Raw genomic sequence first — 26752 nt, 5'->3', positions numbered from 1 at the left:
TTTGAATGCTATGTAATCATAGTTATCTATATGTGTAAATATGCTATTTCAAAATGTTTTTTAATGTAATTACTATTATTTAAAATCAGGTTCATATCATGTACGACATCATCATCATTGGCGCAGGAACTGCGGGTATTAGTGCATATAAAGAAGCAATCAAATATACATCTAACATACTGATTATCAATAAAGGTCCATGGGATACAACTTGTGTCCGTGTTGGCTGTATGCCAAGTAAAGTTCTCATTTCAACTGCAAATCGAATGTATGACATTCAAAATGCCAATGAGGTCGCTTTGGAGGTGAAAGCAGAGATTGATACACGTCAAGTTATGCAACATGTCAGAGATTTACGTGATCGCTTTGCTCGGGCGACGCTTAAAGATGTAGAAAGTTGGGAGGCTGCACATAAAATTGATGGCGAAGCTAAATTTGTAAATGCAAATACAGTTGAAGTCGATGGAAAACATTATCAATCTAAATCATTTATTCTTGCTGTAGGCTCAACACCGACCTATAACCAGGATTGGAAAAATAAAATAAGCAATAAACTGATCACTTCGGATGAAGTATTTGAACTTGAGACTTTGCCTAAGTCAATCGCCGTGATCGGTAGTGGTGTGATTGCAATTGAATTAGCTCAAGCGATGCATCGTTTAGGCGTGAATACGACTGTTTTTGCAAGAAGCAAAAAAGTGGGGGTGCTTAGTAGCCCTAATTTACAAGAAATCGCTCAAGCAGAATTATCCAAAGAACTGAATATTAAATTTGAAGTTTTACCTGATTCAATCCAAAATCTTGAAAATGGGGTTGAAATATTATTTATCGAAAATAATGAATCTAAATCCATACAGGTTGACTATATTTTAAATGCGACTGGTCGTGCTACACACTTATCAACCTTGTCCCTCGAAAACATTGATCAGTCATTCTCAGATTTAAAACAATTACCAGTTCATCACACCACCAAGCAACTGGCTGATTTTCCAATATTTATTATTGGCGATGCTTTGACCCAAACGCCTTTACAACATGAGGCTGCAAATGAAGGAAGAAATGTCGTTTCAAGTTGTTTAAATTTTCCCAATATACACAACTTAAATAACCTATCCCCTTTAGGTATTGTGTTCTGTAGTCCAGAAATGGGGATTGCTGGGCAAAACTTTGCCACGCTGTCAAAATCAGACACAACATTTGTTACAGGTTTTGCTTCTTATGAAAAACAAGGTCGCGCATTGGTTTTAGGTAAAAATAAAGGTGCTATTGAAGTTTATGTAGATCAGCAAAGCAGAAAACTCTTAGGTGCTGAGCTTTTTGTTGAGTCTGCCGAACATATGACCCACTTACTCTCTTGGATCATTGCAGAACAGCTGACAATTGATGAAATATTAGCAAAACCTTTTTATCACCCAACCTTGGAAGAAGGCTTAAGAACTGCATTAAAACATGCCCGAAGACAACTTAAATAACGCTTTTACCTATCAAATTAAGCTCTATTTTAAAGAATAGAGCTTTTATTTTTCCTTTCGCAGATCTCTTTCATTCCGCTAATAAACACCACACATAAAAAAAACACCCCGCTCTCGTTAGAGACCGGGGTGTTTTAGATTTAAAAGCTGGCGATGACTTACTCTCACATGGGTAACCCCACACTACCATCAGCGCTAAGAGGTTTCACTTCTGAGTTCGGGAAGGGATCAGGTGGTTCACTCTTGCTATTGTCGCCAGCAAACTGTTATGGACTTGTTCGGGTCTTATTTAAATGCCTTACTTCGTACCAAATGAGTTTAACAGAACATTTGAGTTGAATAGTTTAACTAGCTTTACAACTAAATCAAGTATGTTTGATCTTTTATGAATCAAATGATGCTTCATATACAACTGCTTGGGTGTTGTATAGTCAAGCCTCACGAGCAATTAGTATTGGTCAGCTTCATGCGTCACCGCACTTCCACATCCAACCTATCAACGTCGTAGTCTTCAACGGCTCTTTAGAGGACATAAAGTCCTAGGGAAATCTTATCTTGAGGTAGGCTTCCCGCTTAGATGCTTTCAGCGGTTATCCCTTCCGAACATAGCTACCCGGCGATGCGACTGGCGTCACAACCGGTACACCAGAGGTTCGTCCACTCTGGTCCTCTCGTACTAGGAGCAGATCCTCTCAAATTTCCAACGCCCACGGTAGATAGGGACCGAACTGTCTCACGACGTTCTAAACCCAGCTCGCGTACCTCTTTAAATGGCGAACAGCCATACCCTTGGGACCTGCTTCAGCCCCAGGATGAGATGAGCCGACATCGAGGTGCCAAACACCGCCGTCGATATGAACTCTTGGGCGGTATCAGCCTGTTATCCCCAGAGTACCTTTTATCCGTTGAGCGATGGCCCTTCCATACAGAACCACCGGATCACTAAGACCTACTTTCGTACCTGCTCGACTTGTGGGTCTCGCAGTTAAGCGCGCTTTTGCCTTTATACTCTACGCGTGATTTCCGACCACGCTGAGCGCACCTTCGTACTCCTCCGTTACTCTTTAGGAGGAGACCGCCCCAGTCAAACTACCCACCAGACATGGTCCTCGTCCCGGATAACGGGACAGAGTTAGAACCTCAATATTACCAGGGTGGTATTTCAAGGATGGCTCCATAGCAACTGGCGTCACTACTTCAAAGCCTCCCACCTATCCTACACAAGTAAGATCAAAGTTCAATGTCAAGCTGCAGTAAAGGTTCACGGGGTCTTTCCGTCTAGCCGCGGGTACACCGCATCTTCACGGCGATTTCGATTTCACTGAGCCTCTGCTGGAGACAGCGCCCCCATCATTATGCCATTCGTGCAGGTCGGAACTTACCCGACAAGGAATTTCGCTACCTTAGGACCGTTATAGTTACGGCCGCCGTTTACTGGGGCTTCGATCAAGAGCTTCGCTTACGCTAACCCCATCAATTAACCTTCCAGCACCGGGCAGGCATCACACCCTATACGTCCACTTTCGTGTTTGCAGAGTGCTATGTTTTTAATAAACAGTTGCAGGGGCCTGGTTTCTGTGGCTGCCAATAGCTCAAGGAGCAAGTCCTATCACCGTCAGCAGCGTACCTTCTCCCGAAGTTACGGTACCATTTTGCCTAGTTCCTTCAGCAGAGTTCTCTCAAGCGCTTTGGTCTACTCGACCTGACCACCTGTGTCGGTTTAGGGTACGATTCCTGTGTAACTGAAGCTTAGAGACTTTTCCTGGAAGCATAGTATCAGCCACTTCACTAGTAAACTAGCTTGCTATCAGCTCTCAGCATAGAGCACCCCGGATTTGCCTAAGATGCATGCCTACTGCCTTTCACCTGGACAACCAACGCCAGGCTGACTTAACTTTCTCCGTCCTCTCATCGCATTACACAGAAGTATTGGAATATTAACCAATTTCCCATCGACTACGCCTCTCGGCCTCGCCTTAGGGGTCGACTCACCCAGCCCCGATTAACGTTGGACTGGAACCCTTGGTCTTTCAGCGAACGGGTTTTTCACCCGTTTTGTCGTTACTCACGTCAGCATTCGCACTTCTGATACCTCCAGCATACTTCTCAATACACCTTCATCGGCTTACAGAACGCTCCCCTACCACGTATACATAGTATACATCCGCAGCTTCGGCATATAGTTTTAGCCCCGTTACATCTTCCGCGCAGGCCGACTCGACTAGTGAGCTATTACGCTTTCTTTAAAGGGTGGCTGCTTCTAAGCCAACCTCCTAGCTGTCTATGCCTTCCCACATCGTTTCCCACTTAACTATAATTTGGGGGCCTTAGCTGGCGGTCTGGATTGTTTTCCTCTTGACTACGGACGTTAGCACCCGCAGTCTGTCTCCCGGATAGTACTCATAGGTATTCGGAGTTTGCATCGGTTTGGTAAGTCGGGATGACCCCCTAGCCGAAACAGTGCTCTACCCCCTATGGTATTCGTCCGAGGCGCTACCTAAATAGCTTTCGGGGAGAACCAGCTATCACCGAGTTTGATTAGCCTTTCACCCCTATCCACAAGTCATCCCCTGGCTTTTCAACGACAGTGGGTTCGGTCCTCCAGTTAGTGTTACCCAACCTTCAACCTGCTCATGGATAGATCACCCGGTTTCGGGTCTATACCCAGCAACTAAACGCCCTATTAAGACTCGATTTCTCTACGGCTCCCCTATGCGGTTAACCTTGCTACTGAATATAAGTCGCTGACCCATTATACAAAAGGTACGCAGTCACCAAACAAGTTGGCTCCCACTGCTTGTATGCATGCGGTTTCAGGATCTATTTCACTCCCCTCACAGGGGTTCTTTTCGCCTTTCCCTCACGGTACTGGTTCACTATCGGTCAGTCAGGAGTATTTAGCCTTGGAGGATGGTCCCCCCATATTCAGACAAGGTTTCACGTGCCTCGCCCTACTCGTCATCATTATATGTGCCCTTTCGTGTACGGGACTATCACCCTCTACGGTAGCACTTCCCAGAGCTTTCCGCTAAAACACATATAACTTAATGGGCTGATCCCCGTTCGCTCGCCGCTACTGAGGGAATCTCAATTGATTTCTTTTCCTAAGGGTACTGAGATGTTTCACTTCCCCTCGTTCGCCTCGCATGACTATGTATTCATCATGCGATACCTACCTTATGGTAAGTGGGTTTCCCCATTCAGAAATCTCCGGATCACAGGATATTTGCCGCCTCCCCGAAGCTTATCGCAGGCTATTACGTCTTTCATCGCCTCTGACTGCCAAGGCATCCACCACATGCACTTAATTACTTGACTATACAACCCCAAACAGTCGTTAATCCCTACAAGGAGGATCAACAATGTGAACTTAATCACTTCTATTTGTTGCCTGTGAACTTAATCACCATACAGCTTCAATTTAATTCATATACCAAAACGCTTGATTCAGTTTTATCGCTAGTGCTCATTTCATTCAACATTAACAATTACTTGCTAACATCAACTAAAACGAGTTTAAACAATTATTTCAACTCAAATATATTCTGTTAATGATTCACTACCGCCTCGTCAGCGAGTAGTTAACTGTGATAAATCACAGAACTTAATAAGCTATCGGCTTACTAAGTTCTGTAATCACTTAGTCTTTATATAGTGGTGGAGACTAACGGAGTCGAACCGTTGACCTCCTGCGTGCAAAGCAGGCGCTCTACCAACTAAGCTAAGTCCCCAGCTTAAGATCTTAATATATCTGCTCTTCTGTAATTTGAACTTCAAATTCATTCAAACTCAATCAGTAGACTTGGTGGGTCTGACAAGACTTGAACTTGTGACCCCACGCTTATCAAGCGTGTGCTCTAACCAACTGAGCTACAGACCCTCAGATACATCAATGAAGAACAACTTGTTGTGGATTCTTACCAATCGTCAATCTTTCGTTAAGGAGGTGATCCAGCCGCAGGTTCCCCTACGGCTACCTTGTTACGACTTCACCCCAGTCATCGGCCACACCGTGGTAAGCGTCCTCCTTACGGTTAGACTACCTACTTCTGGTGCAACAAACTCCCATGGTGTGACGGGCGGTGTGTACAAGGCCCGGGAACGTATTCACCGCGGCATTCTGATCCGCGATTACTAGCGATTCCGACTTCATGGAGTCGAGTTGCAGACTCCAATCCGGACTACGATCGGCTTTTTGAGATTAGCATCCTATCGCTAGGTAGCAACCCTTTGTACCGACCATTGTAGCACGTGTGTAGCCCTGGTCGTAAGGGCCATGATGACTTGACGTCGTCCCCGCCTTCCTCCAGTTTGTCACTGGCAGTATCCTTAAAGTTCCCACCCGAAGTGCTGGCAAATAAGGAAAAGGGTTGCGCTCGTTGCGGGACTTAACCCAACATCTCACGACACGAGCTGACGACAGCCATGCAGCACCTGTATGTAAGTTCCCGAAGGCACCAATCCATCTCTGGAAAGTTCTTACTATGTCAAGACCAGGTAAGGTTCTTCGCGTTGCATCGAATTAAACCACATGCTCCACCGCTTGTGCGGGCCCCCGTCAATTCATTTGAGTTTTAGTCTTGCGACCGTACTCCCCAGGCGGTCTACTTATCGCGTTAGCTGCGCCACTAAAGCCTCAAAGGCCCCAACGGCTAGTAGACATCGTTTACGGCATGGACTACCAGGGTATCTAATCCTGTTTGCTCCCCATGCTTTCGTACCTCAGCGTCAGTATTAGGCCAGATGGCTGCCTTCGCCATCGGTATTCCTCCAGATCTCTACGCATTTCACCGCTACACCTGGAATTCTACCATCCTCTCCCATACTCTAGCTTCCCAGTATCGAATGCAATTCCCAAGTTAAGCTCGGGGATTTCACATCCGACTTAAAAAGCCGCCTACGCACGCTTTACGCCCAGTAAATCCGATTAACGCTCGCACCCTCTGTATTACCGCGGCTGCTGGCACAGAGTTAGCCGGTGCTTATTCTGCGAGTAACGTCCACTCATCCTAGGTATTAACTAGAAGAGCCTCCTCCTCGCTTAAAGTGCTTTACAACCATAAGGCCTTCTTCACACACGCGGCATGGCTGGATCAGGGTTCCCCCCATTGTCCAATATTCCCCACTGCTGCCTCCCGTAGGAGTCTGGGCCGTGTCTCAGTCCCAGTGTGGCGGATCATCCTCTCAGACCCGCTACAGATCGTCGCCTTGGTAGGCCTTTACCCCACCAACTAGCTAATCCGACTTAGGCTCATCTATTAACGCAAGGTCACAAGTGATCCCCTGCTTTCCCCCGTAGGGCGTATGCGGTATTAGCATCCCTTTCGAGATGTTGTCCCCCATTAATAGGCAGATTCCTAAGTATTACTCACCCGTCCGCCGCTAGGTCAGTTACCGAAGCAACCTCCCCCGCTCGACTTGCATGTGTTAAGCCTGCCGCCAGCGTTCAATCTGAGCCATGATCAAACTCTTCAGTTAAAAATCATTAGTGACTTAAGGTCACAATTCTGGCTCATCAATGTACTGACAAATTCTCTCAAATAAACTTCGAGTAATTTAAACCAATCAATCAATGATAATATTTCGATCAATCAATCAGTAAAAATCCACACAAGTTGTTCTTCATATTCTCTTAATGATCTTCTCAATGCTTCGTCAGCATCAAGCTAGGTCGGCTATACTACTCTCTATCTCTAAAAAGTCAATCAATAATGTTAATTATTTTTTTCTAACAAACCCAACCCTAACCTCATCTTAAAATCTCAATTCGAAATCTTAACAACTTAATCAAGTGCCTGATTTATCAGAAGTTTTATTTAACATCACCGCCGATGGATGTGCATTCTACAGCATTCCCAATCCAACACAACCCCTTTTTTTTAATTATTTTTCATTTTATCTATCACTTGCTTATTTATTCTTCTAAATTGGCCTTATTTCTGTTTTTTGGTCTATTTTTTAAGCATGATCAGCACAGGACTGCTCGATTTATTTGATAATTTATTGTCTTTATCTATTTCCTGCCATTTTAAAGGTCGACAATCTATATATTCACAGTAACCACCCTCACCTTGATAATATTCATCATTGAGATGTAGCTGATAAACAAAACTTCCAACATAACCTGCAGCTAAGCCAAATTTATAATCACCACGGCTTTGAGCTTGAATATCAATTTTGGTATTTTCATCTTGATATTGCCATTCAAACTCGCGTGGTAAATACATCTCCTGATGATTTACTGTTGTGACTTTAGGGAACACCCGATGAATATTGAAACAGACCTGTCGATCAAGCATTTTTGTTTCATTGTTTTGAATATCTCGAATATAGATACGTGAATGTAAAATATTATTCATCTGATCACGACTATGCATAAAAATAATCTGTAGATCGTCATTCACTTGAATCAATTGATATGTATACAGCGCATAAGGCAGATAAGGAAAATTCACTGTTTTCATATATTCAAAAACAGCATTTTGTTCAATTTCGTAATTTTGATCTTTGTATTGAATTGTCCCTTTACAATGTGCAACCAAAGACCAGTGCTGTGCAAATCCAAATTTCAAATGAATAAAATGAGAAATTAAAGGCATTGTTGTAATGCTTAAATTCACACTCAATTCGTCATCCTGTCTTTGAACAGTAAAATCAGGAATTTTTCCAAACACTTTTTCTTTTTGACCAAATGTATAGGTCACATTGCTATTTTCATCAAGGTGAAATTGGCATTCATGCTGAATTGAATATGAGTTTAATTGTCCCACCATATGGGGGCTGGAGCTGACCAGTAAGGTTGCTGTATCTAAAGCAGTTGTTGAGATTTCATTGTTATTGCAAAAAACAGGACTATTGGGCTGTCCAATCAAACTAAAAAAATTGAGGTAATGCAACGGTGCAGGTAAATTGGCAAGCACTAATTTTTGATGAATAATTTTATATCTGTCTTGTGGGGGATGACAGCAAAGTTCTATAGGCTTTTGAGCTTGATTCAGCTGTTTAGACTGATCTAAGAAATCTTGAAACAACCGCATATCAAGCCCCCTTACCTTTTTATCTTTTATTCAACAGTATTCTTTCTCGCTAAGAATGTTGTCACAAAACCAGAAATCGCATAGATAATCGAAATGACTAAAATCCCTACAGGAATATTATAAGTGATTGCTGCAAGGATAAAAACTGCTATAGGCAATACAAAGAATGGAACACGTTTACGGTCTACTGTTTTAAAAGAATAATATTTGATATTTGAAATCATCAACAAACCTACTGCAATGATAACAAATGCATTGGTCGCTTGAATCGCAACATCTTTTAAATCAAAAATATAGGTAAAATCTTGTCCAACCCACACCCATGCAATAATAATAATTGCTGCCAATGGGCTTGCCACACCGATGAAATAACGCTTATCGACCACACCAATTTGTACATTAAAGCGGGCTAAACGAAATGCAGCACATGCGGTATAAACAAAACAAGCAGCCAAGCCAATCCGCCCGAGATCATGCAAACTCCAGCTATACATCAAAATTGCTGGCGCAACACCAAATGCCAAGAGATCTGAAAGAGAATCGAATTGTTCACCAAAAGCACTTTGTGCACCAATTGCACGAGCAACACGACCATCTAAACCATCAAATAGTGCTGCAAGGAAAATCGCATAAACGGCTTGAGTGAAGTCACCATTCATACTGGCAATGATCGAGTAAAAGCCAGATAACAATGCAGATGTTGTAATCAGGTTAGGCCACAAATAGATTCCGCGACGTTTGACCTTCTGCCCTTCATGGGTATGCTCTTCTTCTTCCACTTCAAAAGTAATGCCATCAAATCCATGGTCTTGATTAGAAGAGTTTGGGCTTTCTGGTTTATTTATATTTGTCATTTTTTGAATCCTATCTATGGCTCTTATGGAGCTGTTGATATCTCACTTAAATATTTTATCACATTCATTTTTAAGTGAAATTGATGTGAATTACTCAATGTATTTCGTCTTAATTTGTAATTCACACCATCGTTCATGTTTCTGTTGATATCCAATCGAATGGATTATTCACCCACTAACCAGCGAACAGCAGCATGTCCACCATTTTCACTCATACGTAAATGTGGGAACAACCATTGCAATGCCTCATCAGCATCGTTAGAGAATTTCCAAGGTGGGTTAATTACCAATAAACCACAACCGTTTAATCCTACTGGGGTGTCATCTGGCCAAACACAAACTTCACAGACCAACTGACGGCGAATTCCAGTTTTCATCATTTTCTTTTCAAAACGATCAATCATGGCACGGTCTTTAATTGGATACCAAATTGCAAATACGCCTGTTGGCCATTTTTTATGTGCAGTGGCAATCAACTCGACCAATTGCGGAAAGTCTTTACGTTCTAATTCATAAGGTGGATCGATCATCACCAAACCACGTTTTTCTTTTGGTGGAATAACCCCCAAAAGACCTTCATAAGCATCACGCTCATGTAAACCTGCACGCTTATCACGAATATTAAAATACAATTGTTGAAACACATCACGTTGCATTTCAAAAATAGTCGCTTTATCAATATCACGCATGCCTTCAAGCGCAAACCACGGTGAGCCTGGATAAGCGCCTTTACCTGAACCTGCACGCATATCTTCAACAATTTTAAGATATTGTTTTACACCTTCAGGCGCATTACGTTTAATCGACTCATCAAGCTTAACCAGACGATGAATCCCCGTTAAGAATTCACCTGATTTTTGTGCTTCAGAAGTAGATAAATCGTATTTACCTGCACCACCATGTGTATCTATATAGCGATATGGTTTGTCTTTAGTATTTAGACGTGTCAAAAGTTGCAGCAATAACACATGTTTCATGACATCGGCAAAGTTGCCTGCATGGAAATGGTGACGGTAATTCATGTTTCGATTAATTCCTGAGTTCAATAATCATTTTAACACGAAAAAATATTTCTTCACTGTCCATCGTTTGTTCTAATATAACAACATATCTTTATTGCACTATTTTTTGGTAATTTATGGAAGCGCTGCTACTCCCAAAGTCATGGAATGTTGATCAAATTCTTGATGATTTAGATCAACATGGATTTACCATTATTGATCATGCTTACTCCGCTGAATACGGACTTCAACTGGTTGCAGAATGTACTTCAAATTTAAATCGCTTTCGTGAAGCAGCAATTCAAAATGGTGTGATCAGCAATATTCGCAGCGACCATATCTTGTGGATCAATGAAGAGCTTACGATCGCACAACAACATATTGATGCACTCAAACAGCTCTCGCAAATTTTAAACTACTCATTTTATTTAGGCATTCAGGATGTAGAAGCACATTTTGCCTGCTATAACGCAGGTGAATTCTATGCGCTTCATCGCGATAATCCGCAAGGTAAAAATGGCCGTATGATTTCTACGGTGTATTATCTACACCAAGAATGGCAGGATGACTGGGGTGGAAAGTTACACTTACAGGATAAAAATAATGTTTGGCATACAATAGATCCCCAGCCTAATCGTATTGCCATGTTCCAAAGTGATTTATTACATGAAGTGCTAGAAGCCAAGCATCAGCGATTATCAATTACCGCATGGCTAAGAAGCGACAATACTGTGTTGTAATATGCTCAGTTTTCAAATTTGCAACGCTGTATCTCTATAGGGCAAGCTTTAAATTATTGAAATAGACCTCATAATACTCATCATAAATTCAGAGGATTCAGCACATGTTTGATAATACAAAACAAATCATCTCGCGTATTGGGGAAACAGATCAATTGTATTTGTCAGGCAATACACCTGAACTTGCACTTGAACGTGGGGACTTACGCTTACAGCTGGTCACTCAAAGTCATTCAAAGCAGGAACAAATCCATTTCTTGCAAGAAGCCATTGTTTTACTTGAAACTGCGCGATTTGAATATGAAGAAATGCCAATGTCAGTCTACATTCAGCTTTCTTTGCATTTGGCCAAAGCCTATATGATTTACTTTGAATTGACCAAAGAATCACGTTATGCCTTGATTACGCAGCAGATTTTAAAACCCTTGGCACAACATCATCATGCTGATATTTACTTTATGTTGGCTTATGCCTCAGTCAGTAAAAATGAATTTGCATTGACTCGTCACTGGCTGAGTAAATATATCAAGACAACTGATTTTGATTTAACCTTACTGCAACAACACACTGCATTTAGACCTGTTCGCAATGAAGCTTGGTTTAGTCAAATGATTCAGTCTAAATTACATTGATCAGTGCTATGCCCATTCAAAATGACTCAATTTGTTATTCGTTTTGATCAATACTAATTTGATCGATACAAAATAGAAAAGATGGCCATAACGGCCATCTTTTTTGTTGCTCTGGGGGAAACTAAATCATTAGGCTGTTAGCTTATACGCATCTAGATGTAATTGTTGGTTTAACTCGTCAATCCAAATTGCCCAATCATCATCTTGTATCAAGTGACTAATTAATAAGTCACGTTGAGATTTATTCCAAAACGGCGCTTCATGTAATGAAAGATTTGCTGGCAATTGATGAGTGCGTACATATAGCTCAATTGCTGCGGGACTATTTGCCAAACCAAGTTGAGAAAATAGTAATTCTAAGGATGGTGTGTTCGTCCTGAGCATATTGCCTCCTTATATAAATTTATTTGTCATCTTTTATTCAATTAACTTATAAGAAAATAATTTTAAAAGATAGTCTAGATTTTAATTTTCTTGTTTCAATTTGTGATTAAAAAACAAACAAATGTTGGCTTAATATAAATTATCGATTCTCAAGATGTTTGATTTGAAGCATAAAAAAAGCACTCTAAATAGAGTGCTTTTTCAAAATTAATCTTTTAAAGATTAATTTTTAATTATTTAAGCATATCAGCAATAGCTGCGCGCTCTTCTTCAAGTTCTTGAAGTGTTTTGTCCATACGTTCACGGCTGAATGCATCAATTTCTAAGCCTTCAACACGAGTGTATTCGCCATTTTCACAAATTACAGGAACACCGTACATCACACCTTCAGGAATTCCATAAGAACCGTCAGAAGGAATACCCATTGTTACCCATTCGCCATTGGTGCCAAGTGCCCAATCACGCATATGATCGATCGCAGCATTTGCAGCAGAAGCAGCAGAAGAAAGACCACGCGCTTCGATGATTGCAGCACCACGTTTACCAACAGTTGGAAGGAATACGTTTGCGTTCCAATCAGCATCGTTGATTTTGTCTTTTAAGCTTACGCCATTTGCAGTTGCAAAACGGTAGTCCGCATACATTGTTGGAGAGTGGTTACCCCAAACTGTAAGGTTTTTGATATCCGCTACAGCAACACCCGCTTTTTGAGCAATTTGAGTCAATGCACGGTTGTGGTCAAGACGTAACATTGCTGTAAAGTTCTTCGCTGGAAGATCTGGAGCAGATTTCATTGCGATATAAGCATTTGTATTTGCAGGGTTACCTACAACAAGTACTTTAACGTCACGGCTCGCAACTTCGTTAAGTGCTTGGCCTTGACCAATGAAGATTTCACCGTTCACTTTTAACAAGTCAGCACGTTCCATACCAGGACCGCGTGGACGTGAACCAACCAATAACGCGTAGTCAGCATCTTTAAATGCAACTTTTGGATCATCAGTACCGATCATGCCAGCCAATAATGGGAAAGCACAGTCATCTAATTCCATCATTACGCCTTTAAGCGCAGCTTGAGCTTTCTCAAATGGAACTTCTAACAATTGCAAAATAACGGGTTGGTCTTTACCAAGCATTTCACCGCTAGCGATACGGAATAATAAGCTGTAACCGATTTGACCAGCTGCGCCAGTAACGGCAACGCGAACAGGTTGCTTCATGTAATTATCTCCAATGAGGATCGTTAATGTGATTAAACGGTTAAATCCGTTTTAATCGAATTATCATAAACGGCAAAGATTGTACTCCAATCCTTTAACAGTTGCATGTAAAAGAGAATGCTTTTCAACAAAAGTATGATAGGAAATATAAATAAAATTCCTCAGAAGAACTAATAAGTCCCTTTGATCGAGAATGTATTTGGGCAGTTTGAAACAATGTGATTTGAACATTGTTTATACTGACCATTGACCCGATAACACACTTGAACCTCGGTTAACACTGGGTTTGATGATGAACTTTGACAAGTAAAACGGATACTGTCGTTATTCATTCCCGGGTTTAATCTAACAAATTGAGTTTTTAACGCATTATGTTGCACATTCTTGTTTTCAGAGCTGGTTAAATCTGCAGGAATTTTCAAACGATCTGCCAAATTAATCACAGTTCTAAAATATTGACTCGCATTCATTGGAACACAGCCACCCACACTACGCCACAATTGAATACGTGCATTTTCCTCAGGCATTACTCGTGCAACCACCTTAGCTTGTAAAGGGGTTAAACTTGCAGATGTATTGGTGGTGCAATTCCGCTCTGTCGTTTCAGGCAACAGACCTGTGATGGTCAATGAATAACCTTCGAGACATTTGCGTTGCTTTTGTTTTGAAGAATCAAGTGCACAGACAGCAGGTGTCAACTGAACTTGCATGACATAGCCTTGTAATTGCGGTGCAGCATGTAACTGCACATTGAGCCCAAACAATCCCGCAAAGCATAAGCTCCATGCTAAGCAAGATTGTTTCAATTTACGCAAAATTTTGAAAATCATTGATTTACCAACAAAGTTTCATCCAAGTCCAAATAGTTTTATTGTGAAACACGGGTTGGAATAACAGGCATACGACTCTCAATCGCTTGAGGCCCTTGTCCCAACAAGATTCCATAATGTGCTGCATTGGTCATCACATTTTTTACATAGTCACGTGTTTCATTCAGAGGAATAGATTCTGTATATTGATCTGCTGAAAGATTTTGATAATCTGGCTGCCAACGTTTCGCGCGATTTGGCCCTGCATTATACCCTGCGGTTGCCAAGACAGGATTACTGCTTAATTGACCATGAATCATCGACAGATAGAAAGTACCATAGCGAATATTGGTATTGGCATCACTGAGCGCAGCAGGATTATAAGTTTCACCCATTTGTTTTGCCACCAACTTTGCAGTGCCTGGCATGATTTGCATCAAACCACCTGCACCAACATGTGAGCGAGCAGCAGTTACAAAACGGCTTTCTTGGCGCATTAAACCATAGGCCCAAGCAGGATCAATACCCGCATTACGGCTATGACTCACCACCAACGACTGATGAGGTGTTGCATAACGATAAACATAGTTATGTTTTTTCTCAGTACGTTCTGCCGCATAAATTGCACGATCATACCAGCCCATATCAGTTGCACGTTTTGCCGCAGCAAGCAGCAAGCCATCATCATGTTTTAAGTATGCCTGACGTACCGCCCAGTTCCATTCCCTATTGGTATAAGTTGCAGGCGCATTAATATTTCGTAAAGTAAATGCACGACGGAAGTGAATATCGCTATTTAAGCGTTGTTGGTCATCAGTTGAAGGCTGTTCTCTGGCAGGGCTATCATTATATTTTTGCCCCAAATGATCTTTGGCAAGCAAATTATGATAATCATCACCCGACATTGCCAATCGTTGATAGATATCTTTGGCGGTTCTTTTAGATTGTGCATCATTGCGTTGTTCTGAAGCACGTGCCAACCAATATTGCCAACGGTCTTCTTGCTTTTGTGTCACGCTCATACTGTCTATTGCACGAATCACACTTTCCCAAGCCCCAAATCGAATGGCTTGTCGTGCATAAACTTCTGCTTCTTCTGCACTGAAAGGCACACCATAACTTGCATCAAAATTTTGCAGTACTTCACGATTAAAATTATTTTTCATAACGGTCGTTCCGCCGATATAACCGACAGTACGATAAATATATTTTTGCACATCCGCTGGTACACCCTGAACTAACTTAGGTACCGACTGCAAAGCGCTTGTTAAATCCGTATCTGCTGCACGACCCAGTGCATAAACCAAATAAGCATAATCTTCTACATTGTTTTTTGGTGCAGACCATAAATAATTTAATGGATTGGCTTGGATTTGGTTCAATTGGGTTAACGATAAATTAACGCCAATCGTTTGTGCGGTAGCGATGGCTAGACCAGACTGCCCTGCTCTCAGTTGTGCATATAATCGTTGTTGACGATCTTGGGCAGTCATGAGTGGGCTGCTAAGCATCATGCGGCCTAAACCATTACATGATTCAGGTTGAGAGTTGGTTGCCAACCAAACATCTTTAAATTCAGCATAGACCAAAACGTCACCAGTTTTCGCACGAACTTGAGCAACAGCACAACGTTCTGCTTGATCTGGATTAGAGACATATTGCAATACAGGTTGTGCGCTGGCGTAATCTGCTTGTTTAACCTTTTCTTCGACATAATCCGCAGCCAACTTTTCAGCCATCGCCGATTGAGGATAACGTTGCGCAAAGCTAATAATATTTGCAGAAGGTTGAAAAGCGAGATTTGAATTCAGTGACCAATACTCAGGATAATAGCCCAAAGCATCATTTTGCATTGAAGAACGATATTGTTCTAAAGCACTTGGATTATTTGCATTGCGTAAAGCATCATTAAACTGCTCTTCAGCAGCATGAGCCACTTGCAGGCTTGTACATGCAACTGTTCCTAAAAGGTAAAGTTTTAATTTATTTTGCTTAAGTTGCTGCTTTAACACCGTTTTTCTCTCAACCTGCATGATGTGCCTTTAACATACTGATGCACTTATTTGTGCCTAGTTTAATTATTCTAATCCATTTCTACTGTTGTGTTATGTAACCTTATGATTCATCATTAATATTGTTCTCTATTTTTTCTTCATAATTTTCATTTTCAATGCCCTACAATCCAATAAATGGCAATAGCCGCTAAATATTTTCCTGAGTTCACTCTAAATGCTATAAAATGGCGCGCCTTTTATGAGTCTGTTAAAATAGCAGGCTTAGTACACATTCAAAGTTCCCTTTATTCATAGGAAAGACGCCTCCATGACGGTTCAAACCTTCATTCCCAATGGTGCCAAAGCTGCCTCAGAAAACACTGTAACCCAGCCACAGCACACCCCAGCCGACGGTGCAGTAAAAAAACTGTATATCGAAACGCAAGGGTGTCAGATGAATGAGTATGACAGTCATCGTATGGCAGATCTTTTAGGCGACTCACACGGTTATATTTTAACCAAAGATCCAAGTGACGCAGATATCCTGTTAATGAATACCTGCTCAATTCGAGAAAAAGCCCAAGAAAAAGTATTTTCTGAGTTGGGTCGCTGGCGCAAATTAAAAGAAAAAAATCCTGATCTCGTCATCGGTGTTGGTGGATGTGTGGCTTCTCAAGAAGGCGACAATATTCAAAAACGTGCACCGTATGTCGATATGGTTTTTGGCCCTCAAACCTTGCATCGTTTACCGCAAATGCTGGATCAGCATGTTGAGCAAATTGAAAAGCCGAAGAAAGACAAAATTAAACTTGTAGATATTTCATTCCCTGATATTGAAAAATTCGACTTTTTACCTGAACCGCGTGTTGAAGGTTACAAAGCGTTTGTTTCAATCATGGAAGGTTGCTCGAAATACTGTTCTTTCTGTGTGGTTCCCTATACTCGTGGTGAAGAAGTTTCTCGTCCTTTGGATGATGTCTTGGCAGAAATCGCTGGTTTGGCTGAAAAAGGCGTTCGCGAAATTAGCCTTTTAGGACAAAATGTAAATGGCTACCGTGGTGAAACTTTTGAAGGTGAAATTTGTACCTTTGCAGATTTATTACGTTTGGTTGCAGAAATTCCAGGAATCGGTCGTTTACGTTATACAACATCCCATCCGCTCGAATTTAATGAAGATTTGATTCAATGCTACCGTGACCTGCCACAAATGGTTTCACATCTGCATTTACCAGTACAAAGTGGCTCAAATGATGTGTTACAAGCGATGAAGCGTAACCACACCATTGATGTCTATATCGAAAAAATTGCCAAACTGCGTAAAGCTCGTCCAGATATGCATTTATCTTCAGATTTCATCATCGGCTTCCCTGGTGAAACTGATGCACATTTTGAAGAAACCTATCAGTTTATCCAAGATTTAGACTTTGATCATTCTTATAGTTTTGTTTATTCAAAACGCCCTGGTACACCAGCGTCTGAATTACCTGATGACACCTCTGATGCAGTCAAGAAAGAACGTTTAGCCAAAGTTCAACACTGGATTAAGCAATCAAGTATTCGTAAAACCGATGCGATGTTAGGCACCATTCAACGTGTACTGGTTGAAAATGTTTCCAATAAAGATCCAAATTTATTGGTCGGTACAGCTGACAATACACGTTTAGTAACATTTGTAGGTGACGCCTCTTGGGTCGGACGCTTTGCAGAGATTGAGGTTACAGAGATTAAGACCCTAAATTTAGTTTATGGAGAACTCTTGAATCTTGAGCCTGACGTGGCGTAATGTAAGGGTATAGACTTTACTTTAAAAAAGGATATCTCTTGACTGCAGCGATTCGACGTACAGTAGCTTTTCCAGGTATTTCAGTTGAACGTTTAAAAAGCATGTTAGGTGCTTATAACGGTCATCTGAAACAAATCGAACAACGTTTAAATGTCAACATTTCTCATCGCAACGATAACTTCTATATCGATGGTGATTTAGAAGCAGTTGAGAGAGCTGAAGGTTTATTGCAGCGTTTGCATGCAGAAGCTGAACTCTCTCAGCAAATCAGTGCTGATACGATTCATTTGATGATTCAAGGCAGCCAAACTGACCGTGAGTTACAAGACGACCTTTCAGACAATGAGCATACCGGTTTAGATGATGTCTGGTTGCAAACCCGTAAAGGTCGAATCAATCCTCGTGGTGCCAATCAAAAACGTTATGTACAACGTATTCTACAAAGCGATATTTCTTTCGGAATCGGCCCTGCAGGTACAGGTAAAACTTATCTTGCAGTCGCTGCTGCGGTAGATATGTTAGAACGTAATGAAATTCAACGTATCCTTTTGGTTCGCCCTGCTGTTGAAGCTGGAGAAAAACTTGGTTTCTTGCCGGGTGATTTAAGCCAAAAGATCGACCCATATCTACGCCCGCTTTATGATGCATTGTATGAAATGCTTGGCTTTGAAAAAGTTGCAAAACTGATTGAGCGCCAAGTGATTGAAGTTGCACCGCTTGCTTATATGCGTGGTCGTACATTAAATCATTCCTTTGTGATTCTCGATGAAGCACAAAACACCACCCCTGAACAGATGAAGATGTTTTTGACCCGTTTAGGTTTTGGTTCTCGTGCAGTGATCACCGGGGATATTACACAGGTGGATTTACCACGCGGGCAACAATCGGGTCTTGCTCACGCATTGCGTATTATCGAAAAGATCAAAGAAATTCACATCACTCGCTTCCATTCCCGTGATGTCGTTCGTCACCAGCTGGTACAAAAAATTGTAGAGGCTTATGAAGGATGGGACAGTGAACAATACCGTTTAAGTGCTGAAGCACGTGCAGAACGTAAAGCACGTCAAGAAGCCTTAATTTCTGAAAATGATTCTGCCGCAGATGCTCAACATGATGAACATACTGCTGCAAATCAGGAAAATGTTTAAGGACTGTTTTTGAAACTTAGCTTATCGTTACAACAAGCGTTTGAAGCACCAGAATTGGTGCTCAAACGTGTCTATGTAAAAAAAGTCATTGAAACAACACTGCGTCATATTGATGTAGACCAAGATTGTGAAATCGGAATTGCTTGTGTTGATGAAGATGAAAGTCACAAATTAAATTTTGAATATCGTGAAAAAGACAAACCCACCAATGTATTGTCTTTTCCAAGTGACATTCCTGAAGAAGTTTTACCCATGCTCGATGCTTTACCCATCGGTGATTTAGTCATTTGCATCCCCGTGGTTTTACAAGAGTCGATTGAACAACAAAAAACACCCATTGAGCATTTCACTCATATGCTGGTTCATGGCACCTTACATTTAATGGGGTATGACCATGAGACTTCAGATGATGATGCCGAGGAAATGGAAGCACTCGAAATTGAAATCTTAAAAAAGCTAGGCTTTGAAAACCCTTATACTGTTAAAGAAAGTTGATTTTATAATCAACCCCAAATCCCTCTGCTCTAGAGGGATTTTTTGTTTCATTTAAATGAGATGCCTTTCAAAAACAGATCTCATTCAAAATCTAAGTATTTGAATACATCATCACAGTGTATTATCGGAAACTCTCCCAAATCCCAACTTGCCCTTCTTTGACGCGTGGAATATTGCCCAATTTAATCCAAGGCATATTGTCACCATGAAAATCACTCCCCACAGAGACTTTTAAACCATGTTCAGCAATCATTCGATCGACCATTTGTCGTGTTGAAGCGGGTTCCATTGCGGGTGGAAGCTCAACAGCATCACCGCCATATTGTGCAAAGATTTCAATTAAATAACGGGTATTTGTTGCTGATAGATCATAACGTGTTGGGTGTGCCAATACTGCAAAACCTTGACTTTCATGAATCACTTGAATGGTTTCTGCCAAACCTAAACCATCAAATTTTACATAGGCTTTTTTACCTTCCTTAATGTATTTATCAAACGCCTGCTGTGCACGCTGGACAAAACCCTTTTCTACAAGCGTCTTGGCAATATGCGTCCGAGTAATCCGATCAGGTACACCATCTACCTTTGCCACAACTTCTGCATAAATATCCTGATGAATCAAAGGAATTAGCAGATCACAGATTTGCTTAGCCCGCTCAGCACGGATTTTCTTCTGTTGCGTTAAAAGCTGTTGTAAAGGTTCAGGATTTTGCATATTGAGCGCAACAATATGCACACCATAACTTTTTTTAGTCTCAGGTCTGGACCATTGACTAGAGATTTCTACACCTGAAATGATTTGAATTGGTTGATTTTTTGCAAATTGTTCAGCTTGTATTAAGCCATCCATGCTATCGTGGTCCGTCAATGCAAGTGTATGTATGCTTTTCTCGATGGCAGCTTGAACCAATAACTCTGGCGTCAGAGTCCCATCAGAAATATTACTGTGAGTATGTAAATCTATGCCTTGCATCTTTTATACTATCCCATCAACCTGAACAGACTAGATACTTTAACATGAAAGCACTTTTAGACTTTGTGCCCCTCATAATTTTCTTTTATTTATACAAAACGGTTGATCCTAAAAACACCGATCATCCATTATTACAATTGATCGGCTCAGCAGGTGGTGTAAATAACAACAACATTCTTGTTGCAACTACAGGTCTGATTATTTCAATGCTTGTGGTCTATGGTGCACTATTTATTTTCCAAAAATTCCGTCTGGATAAACAACAATGGTTTGTTTTGTTCATGACCGTCATTTTTGGCGGAATCACCTTAATGTTGAGTGATGACTTCTATATTCGCCTGAAAGCTGCAATTTTGAATTTAGCCTTTGCTGGCGCGTTCTTACTCTCTCCCTATTTTGGTAAAGAAAAGAAGCCACTCATTCAAAGATTATTTGGTCCTGTTTTAAACCTGACTGAAAAAGGCTGGAAAAATCTAAACTTTGCATGGGCTGCAATGTTCATTGTCATGTCTTGTTTACATATTTTCTTCGCATTTTTATTTGCAGGTGGAAAATATTGGGGTGAATTTACAGCATTTGGTGACATGATCGTCATGTTTTCCTTTATTATTATCCAGTTTGTTATATTACGAAAACACTTTAAATCTACCGATGAATAAAGTGTTTTAGAAAATCGAGAAATATCATGCCATTATTTGTAATTACGTGTACAGATCAAGCAGGTACAGTAGAAAAACGTCTTGCTGTACGCCCACAACATTTAGCTCGACTCGAGAAGTTAGATGCTGAAGGCCGTGTCATCGTGGCTGGCGCGATGCCGATTGATCGTGAAAACCCACAAGCAGGTTTTTATGGCAGTACTTTAATTCTCGATTTTGACAGCCGTGAAGCTTTGGATGAATGGTTAAAAGACGAACCTTTCTTAAAAGAAGGGATTTACAGTCATATTGATGTTAAACCATTCAATAAAGCATTGCCTAAGGGATAACATAATGCGCGTTGTCGTCCAAAGCTTACTTAGCCTGACTTTAAGTTCTTTTGTACTTTTATCACCTGTTGTATCGGCTGAGCCTACTCAATCTTCAGCGACTCAAGCAACGACGGCAGCGCCTACTCAGGCGGCCCAACCTGTTGCACCGCCAAAACCGAGTATTATTCCTGCTGTAGCAGGCGCAAATTCCAGTACCCAAACACAGGCGCAAGCACAAGAAAATAAACCTTTAACGGCTGAACAAATTAGCAAAGAAAAAGCATCTCAAGATGCCAAAGCTAAAGCTTTGGTTAAAGACCAAGCAACTCGTTTACAGCAACTTGAAAAGGCCAATTTAGAAGCTCTTTCACAGAACCAAGAATTACAACTCAAAAATGACAATCTGGGTGTACAAGTTCAAGTTCTACAAAGTGAACAAAGTGCGCAAATGTTCTTATATGGTGCTGCAACCATTGCTGTTGGTGTTTTACTTGGCTTTTTAATCGCAAGCTATATCTATACCAAACGTCGTCGTCAGTGGTAAGCCCACTGCTTTGACTTCGCACTTAGAAAGTTTCACGCTATAACCTGATACTGCGAAATGTCAGGTTTTTTCATTTTAATTATCAAAAGGTAATCTGCTTTGTCAAATGCCATTCAAACTGCTGATTTAGACTGGCAATGTATTGATGGAATTGAAGTTCCAATTTCCAAACAATTTGGTGATGTCTATTTTTCTAAAGACAACGGGTTACTTGAAACCCGACACGTATTTTTGAATGGTAATGATCTTTCAACACGACTTGCAGATTTAGATGATTTTGAATATTTCTGTGTTGGTGAAACTGGCTTTGGTACAGGATTAAATATTTTGGCATTGTGGCAACTTTGGCACAATGTTCGTCCAGATAATCACAGCCACCTACATGTGATCAGTGTAGAGAAGTTCCCCTTGTCTAAACAGGATTTAACCCGTGCGTTAAAGGTCTGGACTGAACTTCAACAATTTTCTGATCAGTTGATTCAACACTATCCATTACCCATCGCAGGCTGTCACCGTTTAAGCTTTCCAGAAGCGCGTTTTTCAATTGATCTCTGGTTAGGTGATGCTCATGATGTATTTCCAACGATGGTTAAAGCCCAACAAGTTAACGCATGGTTTTTAGATGGATTTGCACCCTCTTGTAATCCCGACATGTGGGAAGACAAAGTTTTAAACAATATTGTCAGACTATCAGATTTTGGAACAACTTTTGCCTCATTTAGCGTGGCAGGTGTGCTTAAACGGGGTCTAAAACAGCATGGAATCACTATTTCACGTCCGCGTGGTTTTGGTCATAAACGTGAAATGCTAAAAGCCATTTGGAATGCACCTGAACAAGCTGTCGAAGAAAATCAATCACAGTCAATGGACCTTGCAGCGCAAAACATTCAAAAAAAAATATGGAAAACTCAAAATAATTTAAATCAACGCCACATTGCCATCATTGGCGCTGGAATTGCAGGTTTAAGTTGCGCATGGGGATTTGCCCAAAGAGGACATCAAGTTACGATTTACGACCAATCAGCGCCTTTAGCAGGTGCTTCTGGTAACCCTCTGGCCTTATTAAATCCGAAATTATGCCCCATCGAGCAAAGTTCGGAACATTTAATGACCTTGGCTTGGCAACATGCCCTACAGCACTATCCAAAATTTCAGGCTTTTCGTCCTATTGCTGTTCAACAATTAGCACAAAAAAATGCTGAACATTTACTGGATTTAGCAGCGCAATATCCTCAAGATTTACTCAAAACTCAAACAGCCGATGATTTAGAGCTACAAACTACACTTGAGAGTTTACAGCTCACTCAAGCGGGTTCAATCTATCCCCAGCAACTCAAAGACCAAATCATTGAACATCCGCTGATTCAATTTAAACATGCTCACATTCATAGTATTGTTCAATCGAATCATCATCAATTAACCCTACAAGATAGCCAGCACACCGATCTTGGTGATTTTAATCATGTGATTGTCTGTTGTGCCAAGGAAAGCCATGCTTTTTTTGAGCAGTTCCCGATACTCAAACCGATCCGTGGACAAGTCAGTTGGCTCAACAATGCTAAACACCGATTAGATCCGCAATATGCCTACAGTTATGGTGGCTACTGCATGCAGCTTGATGAGCAGCATTTGATTTTAGGTGCTTCTTTTTATCCCAATCGTGATGACACTGAAGTTTTGCTTGAAGACCATGTGCATAACTATGAACTTATCCACAGTGTGTTTCCACAATACGCAGAATCACTCCGCAAAGTGGATGAATGGCACGGACGTGCTTCAGTACGAGCCCAAAGTCTGGACTATTTTCCATTACTGGGAAAAGTTGAAGCTGAGAAAGAGATTTATACATTTTCTGGGCTTGGCTCTAAAGGTTTTTTATTTGCGCCCTTGTGTAGTGAAATCTTGGTGGCTTTGGTCCTTAATCAAGCTTGCCCGATTCCTCAAAATTTATTGCAAAAATTAAATCCAAACCGCTTTCAAAAGAAAGTAAAAGCCAAAAAACCTTATTTTAAACCGATTCAATCATGATTCTTTTTTATTGATTATGTGTAATAAAAAAGCGCCTTTCGGCGCTTTTTTATGAACCCTGTTCTAATGGGAGACCTGCATCACGTGCTGCACGTGTTCCCCCCATAAGTACAACGTAATCACGAGAATCATCTAAACTCTCTAATTTTTCAGCAGCTCGAGGCGCTTTACTTCCACCACCACATAAAATGTAAATGGACTGATCCGAATTCACTTGAGTCAAGCTCTCAGCACTTAAACCATCTATAGGCTGATTTACAGCCCCTTTTACATGGCCTTCGGCAAAGGCTTTTGCATCACGAACATCCCAGATAACTGCATTTTCTGGGAACTCAAATGTTGTAATTTCTAATTTACGGATCATTGTGCACTCCTTTGATGTAAACAACACTTGGCAAATGAAGAAAACATCCCTAGCATCTCAGATATTCTTTCCATTTGTAAAGGTCTAAACTATGCCATCTTTCGATATTGTTTCAGAATTAGAGATTTTTGAAGTAAATCACGCTGTTCAAAACACACAAAAAGAAATTGCAACACGCTTTGACTTCCGTGGTCAGGACGTTTCAATCGAAATTAATGAAAAAGCCAAAGAAATTAAAATTTCAACTGAAAGTGATTTCCAGTGTGAACAAGTCTATAGCATGCTTGAAAATCATTTCTTTAAACGTAAAATCGATATTCAAGCCCTTGATCCACAAAAAATGACGGCTTCAGGTAAAAATATTGTGCAAGTGATCAAGCTTAAAGATGGACTTGACTCAGATACCGCAAAAAAAATTAATAAAGCCATTAAAGAAAGTGGTGTCAAAGTGCAATCTTCTATCCAAGGTGACAAGATACGTGTAACTGATAAAAAGCGCGATACATTACAGCAAGTTATGGCATTTTTAAAAGAACAACAATTCGGTGTACCTTTACAATTTAATAACTTCAAAGACTAAGGTCTTTAGCAACACTATAGGTTAAGACATGACTCAGACCAACCGTTTATCTAAACTTGTGAAAGCGACTTCTAAATTCCCTAAAGGCATTCGTAGTACGCTCTGGAGTAAGGCGTTTGGTCGAGTTGTGCCTATGGTGGGCACAGCCAATATTAAGTACCTAGAAGTCAGTCATTCAAAAGTTGTGGTGGAAATTAAAAACCACCGTGCTATGCAAAACCATATTGGACAATTACACGCTGTTGCAATGGCGCTGATTGCTGAAACAGCAACAGGCTTTGTCACAGGTATGAATGTTCCTGATAGTTCAATTGTATTGATCAAAAGCATGCATATTGAATATAAACGACCGTCTAAAGGTGATATGACAGCAACAGCGACATTGAGCAAAGAACAAATTTTAGAAATGCAAAGCTCTGAAAAAGGTGAAACGCTGGTTCCAGTCACCATTATGGATGAGTCTGGAAAAGAGCCTGTCGAATGCCAAATGGTGTGGGCTTGGGTGTCAAAAGAACGCCTAAAAAAGAAATAAATACAAATCTGCAAATGTAAATAAAACTTACTGTTTAGTTAGTATAAAATTTACCAAAGTACAAATAATGAGTGACGATTATTCACTATATTCATGCTTACTTACTCATCAAGATGGTGTTATTTCCACCACCATCTTGAACTATTAAGACTTGAACTATAGAGGATAATCATGCGATCAGCTACATCAAGAAAAATTATTACACTCAGCCTCATTCTAAGCCCTATTTTGTTTCTCACTGCATGTGCCCAAAATTCCAATCAAGTTGCTACTGCTGCGACGGACAATACATTAGCAGCGAATTCAACCACCCAACAAGCGCAACAAAATAAAGCCATTGTGACTGATTTTTATGAAGGTGTATTTCAAAAGCATCAAGTTAAAGCATATGCAGATCGTTATATTGGTGACCAATATATTCAACACAATCCGCGTGTTCCAGATGGTAAAGCGCCCTTTGTAAATCACTTTACCCAGTATTTCCAAAAAAATCCTGAAGCAAAAAGTGTAATCAAACGTGCTGTCGCAGAAGGAAATTTAGTATTTTTACACGTTCATTCAGCTCAAAATCCACAAGATCGTGGTGTTGCAATTGTCGATATCTTTAGAGTCGAAAATGGAAAAATTGTTGAACACTGGGATGTACAACAAGTTGTTCCAGAATCAAGCGCCAACAGCAATACCATGTTTTAACACAACATTTAAATCAAACGATCTAAGCGCCTATTCCATAAAAAAATCCCAAACAATGTTGGGATTTTTTATCTTGAGCATTTAAGCACTTTGCGAAGCTAAATACTTCTGCTTTACATCTTCAGGAATTTGGCGTTTATTTCCCGCAACATCTACAGCAACAAAAGTAAATACACCTGCGGTAACACGTTTGGCAGCACGAGAACTATCATGACTATCCCAAACTTCGATCTGCATTTGAATCGATGTATTACCGACCTTTAAAAGCTTGGTATAACAACTGATCACATCCCCCACTTTTACGGGAACAAGAAAAGTCATCTGATTAATCGAAATCGTTGCACAACGCCCTTTACTAAAGCGTTCTGCATGAATTGCACCAGCCAAATCCATTTGTGAAACAATCCAACCACCAAAAACATCACCACTCCAGTTTGTATCTGCTGGCATTGCGATGGTTTGTAAAGACAGTGTACCTTCAGGTTTTACATGAGAATCT

23 protein-coding genes, 2 tRNA genes and 3 rRNA genes are annotated in these 26752 nt (G+C 40.7%); 13 read left to right on the top strand and 15 right to left on the bottom strand.

Features of this window, described 5'->3' with window-relative positions; translation table 11 throughout:
- Positions 1-98: 98 nt before the first annotated feature.
- Positions 99-1472 carry a dihydrolipoyl dehydrogenase gene (locus AC07U8_RS02775; RefSeq protein ID WP_494737274.1) on the top strand — a complete coding sequence of 458 codons (1374 nt, stop codon included), beginning with the start codon at positions 99-101 and terminating at the stop codon, positions 1470-1472.
- A gap of 145 nt (positions 1473-1617) precedes the next feature.
- Here AC07U8_RS02775 and rrf read toward each other — a convergent pair.
- The 8 genes from rrf to AC07U8_RS02735 form a co-directional block, all read right to left on the bottom strand.
- Positions 1618-1732: ribosomal RNA gene (rrf, locus tag AC07U8_RS02770) — 5S ribosomal RNA — on the bottom strand.
- 167 nt (positions 1733-1899) lie between these two features.
- A 23S ribosomal RNA gene (locus AC07U8_RS02765) occupies positions 1900-4790 on the bottom strand.
- 337 nt (positions 4791-5127) lie between these two features.
- Positions 5128-5203, bottom strand: a tRNA-Ala gene (locus tag AC07U8_RS02760).
- Between the two features lie 72 nt (positions 5204-5275).
- Positions 5276-5352 (bottom strand) — tRNA-Ile (locus tag AC07U8_RS02755).
- A 59-nt stretch (positions 5353-5411) separates the two neighbouring features.
- Positions 5412-6950 (bottom strand): 16S ribosomal RNA (locus AC07U8_RS02750).
- Together the 16S, 23S and 5S rRNA genes with 2 tRNA genes alongside form the textbook arrangement of a ribosomal RNA operon.
- Positions 6951-7423: 473 nt before the next feature.
- A complete protein-coding gene (locus AC07U8_RS02745) occupies positions 7424-8509 on the bottom strand; it encodes a DUF6670 family protein (protein ID WP_239046507.1) in 1086 nt (361 codons plus the stop codon).
- Positions 8510-8535: 26 nt separating this feature from the next.
- A complete protein-coding gene (gene pssA / locus AC07U8_RS02740; RefSeq protein WP_004717950.1) occupies positions 8536-9363 on the bottom strand; it encodes a CDP-diacylglycerol--serine O-phosphatidyltransferase in 828 nt (275 codons plus the stop codon).
- Between the two features lie 164 nt (positions 9364-9527).
- Entirely contained in the window at positions 9528-10385 is an 858-nt protein-coding gene (locus AC07U8_RS02735; RefSeq protein WP_004717951.1) for a 23S rRNA (adenine(2030)-N(6))-methyltransferase RlmJ, read from the bottom strand.
- A gap of 116 nt (positions 10386-10501) precedes the next feature.
- On the opposite strand from AC07U8_RS02735, the gene AC07U8_RS02730 reads away from it, so the two are divergent.
- Both AC07U8_RS02730 and AC07U8_RS02725 read left to right on the top strand, forming a co-directional pair.
- On the top strand, positions 10502-11104 hold the full coding sequence (locus AC07U8_RS02730) for a 2OG-Fe(II) oxygenase (RefSeq protein ID WP_004717953.1): 603 nt from the start codon (positions 10502-10504) through the stop codon (positions 11102-11104).
- 104 nt (positions 11105-11208) lie between these two features.
- Positions 11209-11736, top strand: coding sequence for a hypothetical protein (locus AC07U8_RS02725; RefSeq protein ID WP_004818848.1), 528 nt, complete (start codon positions 11209-11211; stop codon positions 11734-11736).
- A gap of 129 nt (positions 11737-11865) precedes the next feature.
- On the opposite strand, the gene AC07U8_RS02720 is transcribed toward AC07U8_RS02725, so the two are convergent.
- The 4 genes from AC07U8_RS02720 to AC07U8_RS02705 form a co-directional block, all read right to left on the bottom strand.
- Positions 11866-12120: a DUF2789 family protein gene (locus AC07U8_RS02720; protein ID WP_004818847.1), complete on the bottom strand. Its 255-nt coding sequence runs from the start codon at positions 12118-12120 to the stop codon at positions 11866-11868.
- A gap of 233 nt (positions 12121-12353) precedes the next feature.
- On the bottom strand, positions 12354-13340 hold the full coding sequence (locus AC07U8_RS02715; RefSeq protein ID WP_004717959.1) for a malate dehydrogenase: 987 nt from the start codon (positions 13338-13340) through the stop codon (positions 12354-12356).
- Positions 13341-13510: 170 nt separating this feature from the next.
- On the bottom strand, positions 13511-14170 hold the full coding sequence (locus AC07U8_RS02710) for a ribonuclease T2 family protein (protein WP_004717962.1): 660 nt from the start codon (positions 14168-14170) through the stop codon (positions 13511-13513).
- 38 nt (positions 14171-14208) lie between these two features.
- On the bottom strand, positions 14209-16182 hold the full coding sequence (locus AC07U8_RS02705) for a lytic transglycosylase domain-containing protein (RefSeq protein WP_151801732.1): 1974 nt from the start codon (positions 16180-16182) through the stop codon (positions 14209-14211).
- A 289-nt stretch (positions 16183-16471) separates the two neighbouring features.
- Here AC07U8_RS02705 and miaB point away from each other — a divergent pair, with 289 nt between their 5' ends.
- Genes miaB through ybeY form a run of 3 tightly spaced genes read left to right on the top strand, consistent with a single transcriptional unit; the run spans position 16472 to position 19569 of the window.
- On the top strand, positions 16472-17926 hold the full coding sequence (gene miaB / locus AC07U8_RS02700) for a tRNA (N6-isopentenyl adenosine(37)-C2)-methylthiotransferase MiaB (protein WP_004717965.1): 1455 nt from the start codon (positions 16472-16474) through the stop codon (positions 17924-17926).
- Between the two features lie 38 nt (positions 17927-17964).
- Positions 17965-19074, top strand: a complete 1110-nt coding sequence (locus AC07U8_RS02695; RefSeq protein WP_494737273.1) for a PhoH family protein — start codon at positions 17965-17967, stop codon at positions 19072-19074.
- Between the two features lie 9 nt (positions 19075-19083).
- Positions 19084-19569 carry an rRNA maturation RNase YbeY gene (gene ybeY / locus AC07U8_RS02690; protein WP_494737272.1) on the top strand — a complete coding sequence of 162 codons (486 nt, stop codon included), beginning with the start codon at positions 19084-19086 and terminating at the stop codon, positions 19567-19569.
- Positions 19570-19690: 121 nt separating this feature from the next.
- On the opposite strand, the gene AC07U8_RS02685 is transcribed toward ybeY, so the two are convergent.
- Positions 19691-20542 (bottom strand): PHP domain-containing protein, encoded by an 852-nt coding sequence (locus AC07U8_RS02685; RefSeq protein ID WP_494737271.1) that lies wholly within the window; start codon positions 20540-20542, stop codon positions 19691-19693.
- Positions 20543-20586: 44 nt separating this feature from the next.
- Between AC07U8_RS02685 and AC07U8_RS02680 the strand changes: the two genes are divergently transcribed.
- From AC07U8_RS02680 to mnmC, 4 genes are all read left to right on the top strand, one after another.
- Positions 20587-21201, top strand: a complete 615-nt coding sequence (locus tag AC07U8_RS02680; RefSeq protein ID WP_004717972.1) for an inner membrane-spanning protein YciB — start codon at positions 20587-20589, stop codon at positions 21199-21201.
- A 26-nt stretch (positions 21202-21227) separates the two neighbouring features.
- Positions 21228-21530, top strand: a complete 303-nt coding sequence (locus AC07U8_RS02675; RefSeq protein ID WP_004717974.1) for a YciI family protein — start codon at positions 21228-21230, stop codon at positions 21528-21530.
- Between the two features lie 4 nt (positions 21531-21534).
- Positions 21535-22056 carry an SH3 domain-containing protein gene (locus tag AC07U8_RS02670; protein ID WP_004717976.1) on the top strand — a complete coding sequence of 174 codons (522 nt, stop codon included), beginning with the start codon at positions 21535-21537 and terminating at the stop codon, positions 22054-22056.
- 99 nt (positions 22057-22155) lie between these two features.
- Complete coding sequence (gene mnmC / locus AC07U8_RS02665) at positions 22156-24084, top strand: bifunctional tRNA (5-methylaminomethyl-2-thiouridine)(34)-methyltransferase MnmC2/FAD-dependent 5-carboxymethylaminomethyl-2-thiouridine(34) oxidoreductase MnmC1 (RefSeq protein ID WP_096732935.1); 1929 nt, start codon at positions 22156-22158, stop codon at positions 24082-24084.
- Between the two features lie 49 nt (positions 24085-24133).
- Here mnmC and AC07U8_RS02660 read toward each other — a convergent pair whose 3' ends face one another.
- Positions 24134-24448 (bottom strand): rhodanese-like domain-containing protein, encoded by a 315-nt coding sequence (locus tag AC07U8_RS02660; protein ID WP_004717980.1) that lies wholly within the window; start codon positions 24446-24448, stop codon positions 24134-24136.
- A gap of 91 nt (positions 24449-24539) precedes the next feature.
- Here AC07U8_RS02660 and AC07U8_RS02655 point away from each other — a divergent pair, with 91 nt between their 5' ends.
- From AC07U8_RS02655 to AC07U8_RS02645, 3 genes are all read left to right on the top strand, one after another.
- Complete coding sequence (locus tag AC07U8_RS02655) at positions 24540-25028, top strand: YajQ family cyclic di-GMP-binding protein (RefSeq protein WP_004717983.1); 489 nt, start codon at positions 24540-24542, stop codon at positions 25026-25028.
- Between the two features lie 28 nt (positions 25029-25056).
- Entirely contained in the window at positions 25057-25560 is a 504-nt protein-coding gene (locus AC07U8_RS02650; protein WP_004717985.1) for a DUF4442 domain-containing protein, read from the top strand.
- A gap of 171 nt (positions 25561-25731) precedes the next feature.
- Positions 25732-26253, top strand: a complete 522-nt coding sequence (locus tag AC07U8_RS02645) for a nuclear transport factor 2 family protein (protein ID WP_494737270.1) — start codon at positions 25732-25734, stop codon at positions 26251-26253.
- Positions 26254-26334: 81 nt separating this feature from the next.
- Here the strand turns inward: AC07U8_RS02645 and AC07U8_RS02640 are convergent, their stop codons facing one another.
- On the bottom strand, positions 26335-26703 hold the full coding sequence (locus tag AC07U8_RS02640) for an acyl-CoA thioesterase (protein ID WP_154130156.1): 369 nt from the start codon (positions 26701-26703) through the stop codon (positions 26335-26337).
- Positions 26704-26752: the final 49 nt, after the last annotated feature.

This window comes from Acinetobacter sp. GW821-FHT01E09, assembly GCF_059422385.1.
Note: the sequence above shows the minus strand (reverse complement) of the source record. Positions and strands in the feature narration are given on the sequence as shown.